At 75.8% G+C, this 14,174-nt stretch carries 10 protein-coding genes; 3 read left to right on the top strand and 7 right to left on the bottom strand.

From position 1 onward, the window contains the following. Positions 1-65: 65 nt before the first annotated feature. The 4 genes from ACFCLZ_RS26410 to ACFCLZ_RS26395 all read right to left on the bottom strand — a co-directional run bounded on the left by ACFCLZ_RS26410 (position 66) and on the right by ACFCLZ_RS26395 (position 7,352). Complete coding sequence (locus tag ACFCLZ_RS26410; RefSeq protein ID WP_380279888.1) at positions 66-2,903, bottom strand: hypothetical protein; 2,838 nt, start codon at positions 2,901-2,903, stop codon at positions 66-68. A 61-nt stretch (positions 2,904-2,964) separates the two neighbouring features. Continuing rightward, positions 2,965-6,333: an FtsX-like permease family protein gene (locus ACFCLZ_RS26405; RefSeq protein WP_380279887.1), complete on the bottom strand. Its 3,369-nt coding sequence runs from the start codon at positions 6,331-6,333 to the stop codon at positions 2,965-2,967. A gap of 294 nt (positions 6,334-6,627) precedes the next feature. Beyond that, the gene (locus tag ACFCLZ_RS26400) at positions 6,628-6,873 is read right to left on the bottom strand and encodes a hypothetical protein (protein WP_380279885.1); all 246 of its coding nucleotides are present in this window, start codon (positions 6,871-6,873) and stop codon (positions 6,628-6,630) included. Between the two features lie 53 nt (positions 6,874-6,926). After that, positions 6,927-7,352: a hypothetical protein gene (locus tag ACFCLZ_RS26395; protein ID WP_380279883.1), complete on the bottom strand. Its 426-nt coding sequence runs from the start codon at positions 7,350-7,352 to the stop codon at positions 6,927-6,929. A gap of 310 nt (positions 7,353-7,662) precedes the next feature. On the opposite strand from ACFCLZ_RS26395, the gene ACFCLZ_RS26390 reads away from it, so the two are divergent. Further along, positions 7,663-8,766 carry a hypothetical protein gene (locus tag ACFCLZ_RS26390; RefSeq protein ID WP_380279882.1) on the top strand — a complete coding sequence of 368 codons (1,104 nt, stop codon included), beginning with the start codon at positions 7,663-7,665 and terminating at the stop codon, positions 8,764-8,766. A gap of 26 nt (positions 8,767-8,792) precedes the next feature. Further along, positions 8,793-9,662 carry a DUF3592 domain-containing protein gene (locus ACFCLZ_RS26385; RefSeq protein ID WP_380279881.1) on the top strand — a complete coding sequence of 290 codons (870 nt, stop codon included), beginning with the start codon at positions 8,793-8,795 and terminating at the stop codon, positions 9,660-9,662. 23 nt (positions 9,663-9,685) lie between these two features. On the opposite strand, the gene ACFCLZ_RS26380 is transcribed toward ACFCLZ_RS26385, so the two are convergent. Together ACFCLZ_RS26380 and ACFCLZ_RS26375 are read right to left on the bottom strand one after the other, a co-directional pair. Beyond that, positions 9,686-10,393 carry a response regulator gene (locus ACFCLZ_RS26380; RefSeq protein WP_380279880.1) on the bottom strand — a complete coding sequence of 236 codons (708 nt, stop codon included), beginning with the start codon at positions 10,391-10,393 and terminating at the stop codon, positions 9,686-9,688. Next, entirely contained in the window at positions 10,390-11,628 is a 1,239-nt protein-coding gene (locus tag ACFCLZ_RS26375) for a sensor histidine kinase (protein WP_380279878.1), read from the bottom strand. The genes ACFCLZ_RS26380 and ACFCLZ_RS26375 overlap by 4 nt, the downstream gene beginning before the upstream one ends. 148 nt (positions 11,629-11,776) lie before the next feature. Between ACFCLZ_RS26375 and ACFCLZ_RS26370 the strand changes: the two genes are divergently transcribed. Next, positions 11,777-12,913, top strand: coding sequence for a serine hydrolase domain-containing protein (locus ACFCLZ_RS26370; protein ID WP_380279876.1), 1,137 nt, complete (start codon positions 11,777-11,779; stop codon positions 12,911-12,913). 127 nt (positions 12,914-13,040) lie between these two features. Here ACFCLZ_RS26370 and ACFCLZ_RS26365 read toward each other — a convergent pair whose 3' ends face one another. After that, the gene (locus ACFCLZ_RS26365) at positions 13,041-14,093 is read right to left on the bottom strand and encodes an alpha/beta hydrolase (RefSeq protein WP_380279874.1); all 1,053 of its coding nucleotides are present in this window, start codon (positions 14,091-14,093) and stop codon (positions 13,041-13,043) included. Positions 14,094-14,174 lie beyond the last annotated feature (81 nt).

Here is a 14,174-nt window from a genome sequence, read left to right as displayed (position 1 = left end):
GGGCAGCTGCTCGGTCTCAGGTGCGGTCGGTGCGGTCGGTGCGGTCGGTGCGGTCGGTCGGACGGTCACAGGGCCTCCCCCAGTCGTAGCACGGCGCCGAGGCCGCGGCGGCGGGCGATCGCCGCCTCCAGGACGGCGGCCGCCGTCATCAGCACGGCGAGCGCGACGCCGAGCCCCGCCGTGATCGTCCAGTCGATGTGGACGGCGGGCTCGAACGGCCCGCCGGTGATCGCCCCGAGCCGCAGCCCGGGGCCGAGCGCGGCGGGCAGCAGCAGGCCGAGCGCCGTGCCGCCGACCGCCGCCGCCAGCACCAGCGGCACCAGCTGGAGCAGTTGCAGCCCGAGCACCGCGCGGCTGTCGATCCCCAGGGTGCGCAGGTAGGACGTGGTCCGGGCGCGTTCGGCGGCGCTGAGCAGCAGGTCCAGGGCGAACGCGCCGAGCCCGAGCAGCAGGCCGAGCACGGTGGTGACCCGGAAGACCAGGTCCGCCGAGCGGGCCAGCCCGTCCGTGCGCAGCCCGTCGAGCACCGCGGCCCGGTCGCGGAACTCGGCCGGCGGCCCGGCGTTCCCGCCGGGCGTGAGCTGCGGGACGAGGACGCCGCGCACGGCGACCGGGTCCAGTGGCGGCCCGCCGGCGGCCGGGTAGAACAGGACGGCGGACGGCATCCAGTTCTGCGCGGGCAGGCGCTCGGCGGACGGGCCGGTGAACACCAGCAGCGCCCCGGAGCGCCGCCCGTCGCCGAGCACCGGTCCGAGCACCGGGTCGCGCAGCGCCTCCTCGGGCAGGGCTCCGACCACATGGACCAGCGAGTGGTCCATGCCCAGCACGGAGAGGTCGAAGGTGCCGTCGGGGAACCGGGCGGCGAGCGCGGGGTCGGCGAGCGCGGTGAGCACGGGGACCGCGCCGTTGTCACCGGCCGGCCGCACCGGCGCGTCGAGCCCGGAAGCGGCCGACAGGGCGCGGGCCAGCGGGGAGGACGGGTTCGCCGCGCCCAGGGCGGCGGCGTCCAGTCCGACGAGCCGGGCACGCTCGTAGCCGGTGCCGTCGTCCTGCGAGACGAGGTCGCCGGTCGCGCCGGTGACGGTCACCCGGTGCGCCGCGGTGGGTGTCGGCGGCAGTTCCCCGGCGAAGCGCGCCTTCGGCCCGACCAGGGCGGCGGACGCGCCGCCGGTGCGCCAGTCGGCGAGCTGCGTCTGGCCGTCCCCGAGGGTGCGCGGGACGAGGCCGCCGTAGACGCCGTAGCCCATGGCGAGCACCAGGACCAGCAGGGCGAGCGCGGCGGCGCCGCTCTGGGCGCCGGCCCGGGCGAGCGCCACCAGCGGGACCAGGCCGCGCGAGCGGCGTGCCCAACGCGTCGCCGCGAGCAGCAGCGGGGGCAGCAGCCGGACCAGCACCCCCACCACGACCAGCGCCAGGAGGACCGGCGCGAGGGCGAGTTGGGGGTCGATGCCGGTGCCCGCGTAGGCGCCGCGGGCCCGCAGTGCGACCAGTCCGCCGACGGCCAGCAGCACCACCAGGGCCTCCAGGACGAGCCGGCGCGAGCGCGGCACGGGCCGGGCCCGCGCGGTGGAGGCGAGCAGCACCGCGGCCGGGGCGCACCAGACCAGCAGGGCGGCGACCAGGACCGGCACCGGGGAGCCGAGGGCGGCGCCCGGCGGCGCGAGGGCGCGGCCGATCGCCCAGCCGACCCCGGCCCCGGCGCCGACCGCCACCGCGGCCTCCGCCAGCAGCCGGCCGGCGATCCCCCACAGGCCGGCGCCGCGGGAGAGCTGGAGCGCGAAGGCGCCGGCCCGGCGGCGGTTGCCGAGCCGGGCGGCGGTGAAGGCGGTGGCCACCAGCACGGCGAGCAGTCCGGCGAGCGCGAAGCCCTGGAGCTGCTCGGTGCGCCCGCGCTGACCGGCGAAGGCGTCGAGTTCCCCGCTGAGCCGCTCGGTGACGTCGACCAGGTCCACCGGCTGGCCCGCCACCGCGCAGGCGTCGGTCGTGCACAGCTTCTCCAGGGGTGCGGAGCGCATCCTGGCGAGGGCGGCACGGGTGCCGGCCAGACCGGCCGAGGTGGCGGCCGGCCCGGAGCGGTCGACCTCCACCGGCAGCACCCAGGCCGTCGCGAGCGGGGCGCCGCGGTCCGCCGCCAGCTCCATCCCCCGGGCACTGGTCAGCATCCCGCCGTAGAGCATCTGGCCCTCGCGCGTCGTCACGAGCAGGGGAACGGTCAGCAGCGGGGCACGCCGCCAGAGCCCGTCCGCGCCGCGGTCGGTGCGGAAGACCCCGACCACGAGCACCGGACTCACCAGGCCGCCCGCCAGGTCGAACCGCTGGCCCACGGCCACCCCGAAACGGTCCCGGGTGGCCTCGGAGACCGCGACCTCGATCGGGGACCGCTCCGCGCCGACCGGGGACCGCTCCGCGCCGACGCTCGCGCGGGGTTCCTCGGGCTGCGCCGGTGCCCGGCCCTCGACGTACTCGACCGGCCCGTCCCCGGCGGAGGGCTGCGCGTAGACCAGGCTCCACTTCTCCGGCAGCCCGGATTTGCTGGGCGTCTCGGACCCCCACGGGAACGCGGGGCCGGTGGTGACGTCGGCCCGCGGCCGGTCGAACGCGGCGGCCTGCGGGCCGGCGAGGGCCCGCAGCCCGTCGCCGATCCGGTCCAGGTCCCGGTCCAGCGTGCCCTCCTTCGCGGGCGGGAGCCACGACCGCGGGACGGTGTAGCTCGCCGCGGAGACCAGCGGCCGGTCCAGCTGGGCCCGGTCGACCCGGTCGGCCAGGGTCCCGGCCGCCTGCCGGTCGAACCGCGGCGGCCAGCTCAGCGGGATCGCCGTGAGCAGCACGGCGAGCAGCGCGAGCACGGCCGCGACCGGCCAGGCGATCCGCGCCTCGCGCCGGATCAGGCGCAGTGTCAGCATGTGGGGCTCCCCCCGTCGAAGCGTCCGTGCGCGGGTGCGCCCGCCTCCCCGGTCGCCGGCCTCATCCGTCCTCCCCCGCGCGCAGGGCCCGGACCAGGTCGACCCGGGCCAGCAGCCGGGTGAGGACCAGCACGGCGAGGGCGAGCAGTACACCGCCGGCCAGCGCCGTGAGCAGGGCGGCGGGCCGTCCGGGGGCGGCGGCCAGGGCCGGGAAGAGCGGATCCGCGGTGTCGTCCAGCACGGTGAACGCCAGCAGCAGGGCCGCGAGCAGCAGTCCCAGCAGCCCGCCCAGCAGCACCGGCGGCGCGGTCACCGCGATCTGTTCGGCGCGCAGCAGCGCGGTCAGCTCGCCGCGCCGGACGCCCAGCGCGCGCAGCACCGCGAACTCCCGTTGGCGGGCGCGGACCGTGCTCACCGTGTGCAGGGTCAGGGCGGTCACCGCGAACAGCGGTGCGGTGACCAGGACGAGCAGCCAGGCGCAGCGCAGGCCGACCCGGAACGGGTCGTCCGCCAGGGCGGCGGCGGCCTTCAGGACGCTCTCCGGGCGGCCGAACCCACCGCGGCCGTCGATCGCGGCCCAGGTGGCGGCCGGGTCGTCGCTGGCCAGCCACCAGTGGCTGGCGAGGGGTGGGACCCCGCCGCTCGCCGCGCGGCTGTCGGTGAGCGCCCGCAGGTCCAGCACCAGGTGGCCGTTGTGCCTGGTGTAGCCCGGCAGCGCGTCGATCTCGCCGGTGATCCGGACCTTCTGGGCGCTGTGCCCGTCGCGCTCCCAGTCGATCCGGACGGTGTCGCCGACCTTGGCGTCGACGGCGTCGAGCAGCGCGCGGTCGGCGAGCGCGGGCAGGACGGGAAGCACGGGCGCGCCGGTGCCGTCGCCGGACCCGGGCAGCACCGCGAGGACGGCGTCCTCGCCGACCGGTCGCAGGGGGTTCGGCGGCCGGTTGGACCGCATCACCGTGTGCAGCAGGGCGTCCCCTTCGCTCTTCCAGTCACAGGCGTCGGCCCGGTCCTCGATGTCATGGTCGGGCCGGCGCTCGGTGCCGGGGCACTCGATCGCGGCCGGGTCGGCGCGCAGCGCGCTGGAGCGGGCCCAGGCCTGTCCCGGCGGGAGCGCGAGGTCGGTCCGCTGCCCACCCACGACGGCGGTGATCCGCGACACGCGCAGGTCGAGGGTGACGCGCCGGTCCAGCGTGCCGGGGAAGTGGACGCCCAGCCGGCCGAGCGTCAGCCCGCCGGAGCCCCGGTCGCGGCCGGCCAGCGGGACGCTCACCGTGTGCGGACCGCCGTCGGCCGGCAGCGGGGCCTCCACCTGCTCGGACAGCCCTGCGGCGTCGTGGATCCACAGCCGCAGGCTCGGCCCGGGTGCCGGGACGGGCAGGTCGGTGGCCGCCCGGAAGGTCACCTCCAGGGCGCTCGGCTCCCCCGGCAGCGCGATCCCCTGCGCGGGCACGTCGGCCAGCGGGGCCAGCAGCTCCTGGAGCGGACGGTCGGCCTGGTCCCGGCGCAGCGCGGGCAGGTTCGCGGCGGAGGCGCTCGCGGTGTCGAGGCCGACCGTCGACACCAGGGTGCTGCCCACGAACACGGACTGGTCGGCCACCGGGGTGAGCCCCGTCACGCCCGGCAGCGCGGCCAGCCGGGCGCGCAGCTGCGTCTGGGCACCGGGCGCCCCGGCCAGCCGCAGATCGGCGCCGACCGCGAAGAGCGCCCGCTCGCGGTCGCTGTCCGGCAGGGCGCCCAGCACCCCGGCGGCCAGGCTGCTGCAGGCCACCGCCAGCAGCGTCACCAGCACCGGCACCGCCTGGCGGCCGGTGTCGCGGCTCAGCCGCCAGGCGCCCAGCGGCAGGACCAGCCCGCGGGCGCGGCGGGCCGCCCGCTCCAGCAGCCACCCGGCCGCCGGCAGCACCCGCAGCAGCAGGACCGCGCCCGCCACCGCCATGGCCATCGGCGCGAGGACCAGCGTCACATCGGCCCAGGAGTCGAATCCGGCGCTGGTGTCCGTCACCACCACGCCCCGGTAGTGGCGCAGTTGGAGGAAGGCGAGGAGCGCCACGGTGAGCAGCGCCAGGTCCGCGCCGGCCCGTTGCAGGCCCAGCCGGCGCGGACTGCGACGGCGCAGCGCGCGCAGGGCTCCCGGGTCCAGCGCCTGCCGGGCGAGCGGCAGCAGCAGGGCCGCGCCGTGCACCAGGAGCGCGAACGCGGCGGCCCACCAGACGGCCCGGCCGTCGTCCGCGGCCAGGCCGTGCGCCCCGGCGGCGCGCAGCAGGGCGGCGAGCAGCGGCTCGGCCAGCAGCAGCCCGCAGAGCGCCGCCGGTACCGCGGCCACCGCCCACTCACCGGCCGCCGTCGCCAGCAGCCACGGCGTGCCGGCGCCGCGGGTGCGCTGGAGCGCCTGTTCGGCGGCGACCGAGTCGGCCAGCCGGCGGGCCGTCAGCACGAGGACCACGGCGGCGAGCAGGGCGAGCAGGGCGATCGGCACGGCGATCAGGGACTTGGCCGTCAGGGCCGGGACCACCTGGCCGTCGACGGCGGCGGGCAGCAGGCTGCTCACCTGGGTGTCGTCCAGCGCGGGTGCGCCGCCGCGGTAGACGGAGCGGGCGGGGTTCGAGCGGGTGAAGCCGGCCACCCGGTCCCGTAGCGCGGCGAGTTCGGACAGGCTCGACCCGGAGGGGTCGGGCAGGGCCAGCCAGAGGGCCAGCGTGCGGCTGCTGTAGGCGGGGAGCGCGGTCAACTGGCGGCCGTCGACCGGCATCAGGGCGAATCCCGCGCCGAGGCCGCCGCCGAGGCCGGTCCAGAGCGCGGCGGCCTCCGGGTCGGGCCGGTAGACGCCGGTCACGGTGAGCCTGAGCGGCTCGCCGGTGCCGGGGGAGCTGATGACCACGCTGCCCCCGGCGTCCAGGCCGAGCCGGTCGGCGGCGTCCTCGGGGAGGGCGACGCGCAGTTCACCGCCGGCGGCGGGGGCGGCCGGCGCGGCGGGGGCGGCCTGCGCAGCCGGCGCGTCCGGCCAACTTCCGCTGCGCAGACGGGCGTAGCGCCCGATGTCCGGCAGCGCGACCGGGAGCACGGTGAGCGCGGTGTCGCTGGCCCACCGGCGTCCGCCGGGCGGCAGCGGCAGGTCCACGGTGCCGGTGGCGCGCAGGGCGCTCTCGGTGCGGAACGGCGTCCCACCCATCGCCTTGACGAGCGCGGCGTGCACCGCCCGGTCGGCGGCCGGCAGGCCCTGCGCCGACCAGCGCGCGGTCACCTCCACCGACCGTCCGGCGTCGGCGGCGAGCCGCTGGCGCACCCCGGCGGTGGCGGCCGACTGCGCCAGTCCGGCCAGCGCGGCGAGCACCGCCGTGGCCACCAGCACGCTCACGGCCACGGCCGCCAGCACCAGCCCGTGCCGCCCCACCCGGCGCCCGATCCGGCGCCCCGCCTCCGCCAGTGCCATCCACCGCTCCCCTCGCCACCCTCCCCACCGGAGGGGCGCACCGCGCCACGGGGAAGCCCGGAACGCAGGGTTGAGGTTCTACCACAGCGAGCCGCATGTGGTCTGTACCAATTCGGTACGAGGCCGCATCATGCCTGACGGTTCGACAGTTCGGTCGGGTGGCGGGAGGTCAGTGTCCGTCCGGGCCGAATCTCTGCCCGGACGGACGGGCGGACGGACGGCGGGCGGACGTCCGCCGGACTCCCGCGGACAGCCCCGCCCCCGATCCGTCCGGGGCTGTCCGTGGGAGTCCGGTCAGACCCGTTCGCGCATGCAGAGGTTCCACTGGGTGGTGGCGAAGGCCACGCCGCCCGACCAGTAGTTGACGTTCCACGCCGCCTCGCACTCCTCGTACTGCGAGTGCGAGACCACGTGGGAGGACGGCGGAGGCAGCGGCGTGCCGCCCTGATCCGCGTTCGCCTGGGTGGCGGCGGCCAGGGCCAGCAGCGGGGTCAGCACGGCCACGGCGGCGGCCACGGCGGCCGGTCGACGGATTCGCATGGTTGTGGACTCTCCTTCGAGGGTGATCGGCACGTCCCGTAGCTACCGGCGGATCAGGGGAAGGCGGGCACGGTCGGAACGAGGACGGGCTCGGTCGGAACGAGCACAGGCTCGGTCGGGACGAGGACGGGCTCGGTCGGGACGAAGTTCACGTCACCGGGAAAGAAGATCTGCGCGCCGCGCACGAGGGTGGCCGGCGCGCTGAGGCAGAGCTTCAGCTGGGTCAGCGCGAACGGCATGCCGCCGACCCAGTAGTTGACGTTGTACGAGGCCAGGCACTGGTCGCGCCGGGTGAGCTGCAGCTGCGAGGGGCTCGGGGGAAGGATCTCGAACCCGGGGGCGGGCGCCTGCGCGACGTTCACGGGTCCCGGCTGGGTGGCGGGCCCCTGCGCGGCGTGAGCGGTTCCGGCGGCCAGGGCCAGCAGTGGGGCCAGCACGGCCGCGGTGGCCGCCGCGGCGACCGGTCGGCGAAGACTCATGGGAAGAACTCTCCTTCGGGGGAACGGAATCGCCGGCGCCCGGCACCTCCCTTCGGTGGCCGACGCCGTGGATCGAATCCTCGCGGCAGCGGCCGGTACGGCGACATCCCATGTTTCTGGTCCGTTTCCCGGCGCGCCACGCCGACCGTCGTGGCCTCGGCGATCCGCAGTCGTTCGGCTGATGCCGCCGGGCTCCGCAGCACGGCGACTGCGTCACCATCGGCGACTACCGCCCCGACGACGACGCCGTGGGCGCGAAGGCCGTCCGCAGGGCTGTCGGCCGTCACCCGCGACGTGCACAATCAGCCGTATGACGATCACCGCGGGCGGACCACCCACGCGCACCACGCCCGGCGGCCTCGCCCTCGGGTTCCTGACGGGTGGCGTGATCGGGGCCTCGCTGACCGCCTTCTTCGGCGGGTGCGCCGCCGCGAAGGCGCCGATGATCGTCATCGGCCTGGTGCTGCCCGCGGTCTACGGCCTGGTCCTCTACCTGGGCACCCTGCCGCGCCGCGCCCGCGAGAAGGCCGTCGTGCCGCGCACCGCGCTCGCGATGATCGAGAGCCTGGAGGCCGTCGGGGGTGACAGCAGTGACGTACCGGTGCGGTTCGAACTGACCGTCGCGCCCGAGGACGCGCCCGCGTACCGCGTCGAGATCCGGCAGGCCGTCAACCTCGTCGAGCTTCCCGACTACCGGCCGCGCGGGATCGTGGTCGTCGAGTACGAGCCGGACCGGCCGTGGAAGGTGCGGATCGTCAAGCGGCCGACACCGGTGTGGGAGGAGCGGGCGGCCCGCGCCCACCTGGACTCGGCGCCGGGGCCGGCCATGAAGGACGAATCCCCGGAGGGCTGCGCCGGCGCGCTCCTCATCGTTCTCGGCCTGCTGCTCGGCACGGGCGCCGTACTCCTGCTGTTCCGCGCCGATCTGTTCGGTCCCGATACGGGCGACGCCGCCCCGCAGCCGACCGTCACCTCCTCGTCCATCTCCTCGTCCACCTCCTCGTCGTCCACGACCACCGTCACGTCGGCGACCGGCACGGTCACCATCGGTCCGGGCCGGTCGATGCTCGATCGTGACGAACTGCGCGAGGCCGTCGAGTCGTTGACGCAGGACGGCGACCACCGGCAGGCGCTCACCCTCGTCGTGCAGGACCGGCTGCTGACGGTCGTCTTCTCCCCCTCCGGCGTGGGGGCCGCCGGGTTCGACCCGCGTTCGCTGCCCTTCGACCGCGTCGCCGCGCTGGTCGAGGAGGCCAGGACCACCCTGGGCGTCGACTCCCCGCGAAGCTGGCAGCTGACCGCCGACGGCGTCACCGGTTCGCTCACGCTCAGGGTCACCGTCACCGGCGACCGGGGCACGGGGATCCTGGAGGCGGACGGGCAGGGCAAGGTGCTCCGGCGCAACGGCAGTTGACCGGACCGGCGGCGGGAGGAGGGCGCATGGGGTGGCACGAGTCACTGGTGCTGTGGTGTGCGGTGTGGGGCGTGGTGGCGCTGATCGGGTTCGGCAGGTCGCTGGCGGGCGTGACCAAGGCGCAGCGGACCGTCCGGCTCACCGGGCGGATCGAGCGGGTGCGGGCACCCCGGCATGGCGGGTCCCGCAACGGCGGGATATCGGTGGTGGTCTCCTACCGCGACCCGGCCTCCGGGCAGGAGGTCATCGTGACGAACGACGGCGAGCGCGGCGAGATGATCACCGCGGCGTGGGAGGGCCGGGAGATCGGGGTCAGCCACCCGCGGGGCAGACCGCACGCCTACCGGTTCTCCAACGCCCCCGAGCTGCCCACGCGCGGGCTGGGCCTGCCCGGCTTCGCCGTCTTCCTGGTCTACGCCGGGCTGGTGGCCCTGGCCGCGGTCGACCGGGGATGGCCGTGGGCGCTGATCGGCTCCGGCGGGCCGTTGGCGGTCCTCGGCGCCGTCCAACTGCCCGGGGCGGTACGCGCCAGGAACGGCCGTCTCGACCGGCTGGCCGCGATGGAGGCCGTGCCGGGCCGGGTCGTCGCCGTCCTGAAGGACGTCAGCGTCGACCAGGACGACGGCCACACCAGGACCACGATCACCCCGGTCGTCTCGTTCACCACCCGCGCGGGCACCGCCGTCACGGCCCACTGCACGGCGAACCTCCCGAACCCCGCCGCCGCGTACGGCCGTGACGTCACCGTCCACTGCACGGCCGCCGACCCGGCCCACTTCACGGTGGACCGTGCGGCCGCACAGCGCTCGGAGAAGTGGGACGTGACCGTCCACGTCCTGGTGATCGCCGTTCTCGCGGCCACCGCCGTGGCGGGCGTGGTGCTCCTGCGGGTCTGAGGAACGGCACCGCCCCGGGTGGGTCAGCCGGCGAACCCCGGCACCACCAGGCCGGACTCGTACGCGATCACCACCGCGTGGGTCCGGTTCTGCGCGCCGAGCTTGGTCAGGACGTTGCCGACGTGCGTCTTCACCGTCTCCAGGCTCACCACCAGCGACTGCGCGATCTCCGGGTTGGACAGACCGGTGGCCATCAGCCGCAGCACCTCCTCCTCCCGCCCCGTCAGCGCCGCCCTCGGCAGCGCCTCGGCGGAGTCCAGCGGGCGGGCGGCGACCATCCGGCGCAGTGCCGCCGGGAAGAGGATCGCCTCCCCGGCGGCCACCACCCGCACCGCCTCCGCGATCTGCCGGACCGGAAGCCGCTTGAGCACGAAGCCGCTGGCCCCCGCGCCGAGCGCGGCGGTGACGTAGCCGTCGTTCTCGAAGGTGGTGATCACCACGACCTTCGGCGGCTCGGCCGGCTCGGCGGACCCGGCTGCCAGCAACTGCCGGGTGGCCTCGATCCCGTTGAGGCGCGGCATCCGCACGTCCATCAGGACCACGTCCGGCCGCAGCCGCCGCGCCCGCTCGACCGCCTCGACGCCGTCGGCGGCCTCCCCGACCACCGTGATCCCCGGCTGGGCCGCGAGCAGCGTGCGCAGACCGCTGCGGGTCACCTCGTCGTCGTCCGCGATCAGCAGCGCGACGGCGCCGCCGGGGGTCCCGGGCGCGCTCGCCCCGGAGGGAATCACGCCGACACCCGTACCGGCAGCCGGACCGCCAGCCGCCAGTGCCGCGGCCCGTCCGGACCGGCCTCGAACTCGCCGTGCAGCAGCCGCACCCGCTCGGCCAGCCCGGGCAGGCCGTGCCCGGAGGTCGGGAAGGGACCGACACCCGCACCTGGGCCGGTCCGGTTGACCACCCGGAGCTCCAGCGCGTCCGGCGCCGCCACCACCGCGACCTCGATCGGACCGCCCGCCCCGTGCCGCAGGGCGTTGGTCAGCCCCTCCTGAAGGATCCGGTACGCCGCCCGGGACAGCGTCCCCTGCACCTGCGCCAACGCGCCCGACAGCTCCGGCTCCACCACCGCGCCCGCGTGCCGCAGCCGGTCCAGCAGTTCGGGCAGGTCGGCCAGGGTCCGGGTCGGCGCCGTCCCCGGCCCCTCCTCGCGCAGCACGCCCAGCACGTAGTCCAGGTCCTCCAGCGCGGCCCGGGTCGACTCCTCGATGCTGCGCATGGCGGCCCGCGCCGCCGCCGGATCGGCGGAGAGCACCTCGCCCGCCACCGCGGCCTGGATCGTGGCCGCCGTCAGCGTGTGCCCGATCGAGTCGTGCAACTCATGGGCCAGCCGGTTGCGTTCGGCCAGCAGCAGCTCCCGCTCGGCCGCCAGCGCCAGCCGCTCGGCCGCCGACAGCCCCAACAGCCGTGGCGCCGACCAGCGCAGCGCGCCCGTCACCGCCGCGCACACCACCGCCGACAGCAGCAGACAGCCGACCGCCGCCGGCCAGCTCCACCAGCCGCCCGCCAGGTCCACCGACCAGTCGAACAGACTGACCTGCGCCGTGCCGCCGAGCCAGTTCCCCGGCAGCGACAGGCCCAGGAGCAGCAGTAGCCCGCCCGCCAACGCTCCCGTCCACCCCAGTGCCACCTGCAGCAGCAGCCAGACCGGGGTCCGCAGCCGGTCCGCGAGACCGCGCGGACCCGCCGACCGGCCGGCCGCGGGACCCGGCAACGGCACCTTCAGCAGTCGGCGGGCGGAGGCGATCAGCACCCGCCGCGTGGTGCGGGCCAGACCGACCAGGCCGATCAGTACCGCCCAGACCAGCAGGGTCAGCACGGCCCGCACCGCGTACGGGGCGGATCCCTCCACCAGCAGCGGCAGCACGGCGAACGGCAGCAGCAGAAGGCTCGCCAACGCGCCGCAGCAGGCGAACAGCACACCCGTGTACGTGGAGCCGCGCAGCAGCGGCCGGATTCCCCTGATCATGATCGCCAGTATGTCCGGGCAGCTCACCGGCGGCCTCCCCCGATCGAGGGATCAGCCTTTCCCGCCTTCCCGCGATGTGCCCCGAGGGCCCCGGCTCCCATGATCGTGTCGCTACCACTTCTCCCAGCGATTCCCCAGGAGTTGACCCATGCGTGAGCAGTCGAGGCCGAGGCTTCGTTCCCTGGCGGCCGTAGCCGCGGTGGCCGTCGCCGTCATGACGGCGGGCGTCCTCGTGCCGCCCGCCGCATCCGCCGCCGCCCGGCCCGACACCGTCCAGCAGGGCCTGGACGCGCTGGTGCGCGCCGACGGCCTGCCGGCCGCGCTGGCGAGCGTCAAGGACCGTACCGGCCGCACCCGTACCTACACGGCGGGGGTCGGCGACCTGGCCACCGGCGCGAAGGTGCCCGGGGACGGCCAGGTCCGGATCGGCAGCAACACCAAGACGTTCACCGCGGTGGTCGCGCTGCAACTGGTCGGCGAGGGGAGGATCGGCCTCGACGAACCGGTCGACACCTACCTGCCGGGCCTGGTGCGCGGGGACGGGATCGACGGACGGCACATCACCGTCCGCCAGCTCCTCCAGCACACCAGCGGACTGCCCGAGTACGAGGGCGACATCAGTGAATCGGACATCCGGAACCGGTACTTCGAGCCGCGCGACCTCCTGGACATCGCCTTCCGGCACAAGGCCGACTTCGCCCCCGGGGCGAAGTTCGCGTACAGCAGCACGAACTACGTGGTGGTCGGCCTGGTGATCCAGAAGGTCACCGGCCGCCCCCTCGCCGAGGAGATCGGGCGGCGCGTCCTCCAGCCCATCGGGCTGCGGCACACCTCCTTCCCCGCCTCCGGTGACCGGAGCATCCGGGAGCCCCACCCGAAGGGCTACCACCGGGAGTCGGCGGGCGAGCCCCTGCGCGACATCACGGAACTCGACCCCTCCGCGGGATGGGCCGCGGGCCAGATGATCTCCACCAACGCCGACCTCAACCAGTTCTTCACCGCACTCCTCGCCGGCCGCCTCCTCCCGGCCGCCCAACTCGCCCAGATGCGCACCACCGTGCCGATCGGGGACAGCGGCGCCGGCTACGGGCTGGGGCTCATCAGCAGGCCCCTGTCCTGCGGCGGCGTCTACTGGGGCCACGGCGGCGACATCCCGGGCTACGAGACCCGCGGCGGAGTCACCGACGACGGCCGTGCCGCGAATGTCGCGGTGACCAGCGTCCCGGTGGACGAGGCGGCCACGGCACATCTCGAAAGCGTCGTGGACAGCGCCCTCTGCCGCTGAGAACGATGCGGCCGGTCGACCCGACGAACTGTCGGGCCGACCGGCCGCATCCGGTCGCCGGACGGTGATCACGTCCCGGACCCCGAGGCGGCCACCACGGTGGGCTTCCCGTGGCAGGAGCGCCGGATCAGCCGGCCAGGGTGTCCTTCAGCCAGGGGGCGATCAGGGCCATCGCCTCGCCGAAGCGCGAGATGGCGCAGTGGCCGGTGTCCGGGATCAGTTCGACCCGGGTGTCCCGGCGGCCCTCGAACACCGTGGTGTCCTCCAGCGGGACGTGCACGTCCTCGGTGCCGTTGACCACCAGCATCGGCCCGTTGGCGTCCTGGTCCAGCAGCGGGCGCAGGTCGAAAGCCGCGAAGGCCCCGTCGAGCTCGGCCCTGGTCGGCACGGCGTCGAAGCCCAGGGCGTTGCCGACGATGCCGTCCATGCCGAAGGCGAAGCCGCGACCGGGGGCGAAGGCGCGCTCCACCGGGCCGCCGAGCACCACGGAGGCGTCCACCGACCCCGTCAGTCCGGTCCGGGCGGAGTAGTAGCCGCCCATCGAGATGCCGAAGTGGCCGACCTTCCCGTTGCCGGCCGCGCGGGCGTACGCGACCAGGCCGTCGATCACCTCGGCCCCGCTGTCCGGGGTCATCGGCAGGTGGGAGGTCTCGCCGGTGCCGGGGAGGTCGAACAGCAGCAGCCGCGCCGGCAGGGTGAACGCGAGCTGCTCCCACATGCCGTGCAGGTCGGTCTTCCAGGAGTCCACACCGCCGCTGGCCAGCACGACCGGCGCGGCGGTGGGCAGACCGGGGGCGGCCATCAGGTGGACCGGCAGGGTGGCATCGCCGCCGCGGTACGGGACGGTGAGCGTGCGGCGCTCGAACTCCACCGGGAAGTCGGGGGCGGCGAGGACGTACTGCTCGACCTGGCGGGCGAGCGCGGTGCGCTTCGGGTCGTCGGCCAGCGAGGGGAACTTGGCCCAGCCGTACGCCTGTGCGGCCAGGCGGTGGCGCCCGGCCCCGGCGTGCCGGGCGGCGAGGGCGGACCACTCGTACACCCAGCCGCCGGGCCGGTCGGGCCACATCTCGGTGACGGCGGCGCGGACCGCGTCCACCTCGTCGACGGGGAGGCCGAGGGTCATCTGCGGGTAGCGCTCGACGAACAGGTCCCGCGGGTCCAGGGGCCAGGTGAAGGACATGGTGGTGCCTCCTGCTGCGCTTAAAGCCGGAACTCTTGCCTTAGCGACTATGCGCTCGGGCGGCGACTAATGCAAGCGCCC

Origin of the sequence: Kitasatospora purpeofusca, assembly GCF_042691725.1 — a bacterium.
GTDB classification, from domain to species: Bacteria; Actinomycetota; Actinomycetes; order Streptomycetales; family Streptomycetaceae; genus Kitasatospora; species Kitasatospora purpeofusca_B.
Note: the sequence above shows the minus strand (reverse complement) of the source record. Positions and strands in the feature narration are given on the sequence as shown.

Excerpts from the sequence above, each read along its gene's own strand:
- ACFCLZ_RS26365 (WP_380279874.1), bottom strand. The coding sequence starts at position 14,093 with ATGTCCTTCACCTGGCCCCTGGACCCGCGGGACCTGTTCGTCGAGCGC.
- ACFCLZ_RS26410 (WP_380279888.1), bottom strand. The coding sequence starts at position 2,903 with ATGCTGACACTGCGCCTGATCCGGCGCGAGGCGCGGATCGCCTGGCCG.
- ACFCLZ_RS26390 (WP_380279882.1), top strand. The coding sequence starts at position 7,663 with ATGACGATCACCGCGGGCGGACCACCCACGCGCACCACGCCCGGCGGC.
- ACFCLZ_RS26395 (WP_380279883.1), bottom strand. The coding sequence starts at position 7,352 with ATGAGTCTTCGCCGACCGGTCGCCGCGGCGGCCACCGCGGCCGTGCTG.
- ACFCLZ_RS26375 (WP_380279878.1), bottom strand. The coding sequence starts at position 11,628 with ATGATCAGGGGAATCCGGCCGCTGCTGCGCGGCTCCACGTACACGGGT.
- ACFCLZ_RS26385 (WP_380279881.1), top strand. The coding sequence starts at position 8,793 with ATGGGGTGGCACGAGTCACTGGTGCTGTGGTGTGCGGTGTGGGGCGTG.
- ACFCLZ_RS26405 (WP_380279887.1), bottom strand. The coding sequence starts at position 6,333 with ATGGCACTGGCGGAGGCGGGGCGCCGGATCGGGCGCCGGGTGGGGCGG.
- ACFCLZ_RS26370 (WP_380279876.1), top strand. The coding sequence starts at position 11,777 with ATGCGTGAGCAGTCGAGGCCGAGGCTTCGTTCCCTGGCGGCCGTAGCC.
- ACFCLZ_RS26400 (WP_380279885.1), bottom strand. The coding sequence starts at position 6,873 with ATGCGAATCCGTCGACCGGCCGCCGTGGCCGCCGCCGTGGCCGTGCTG.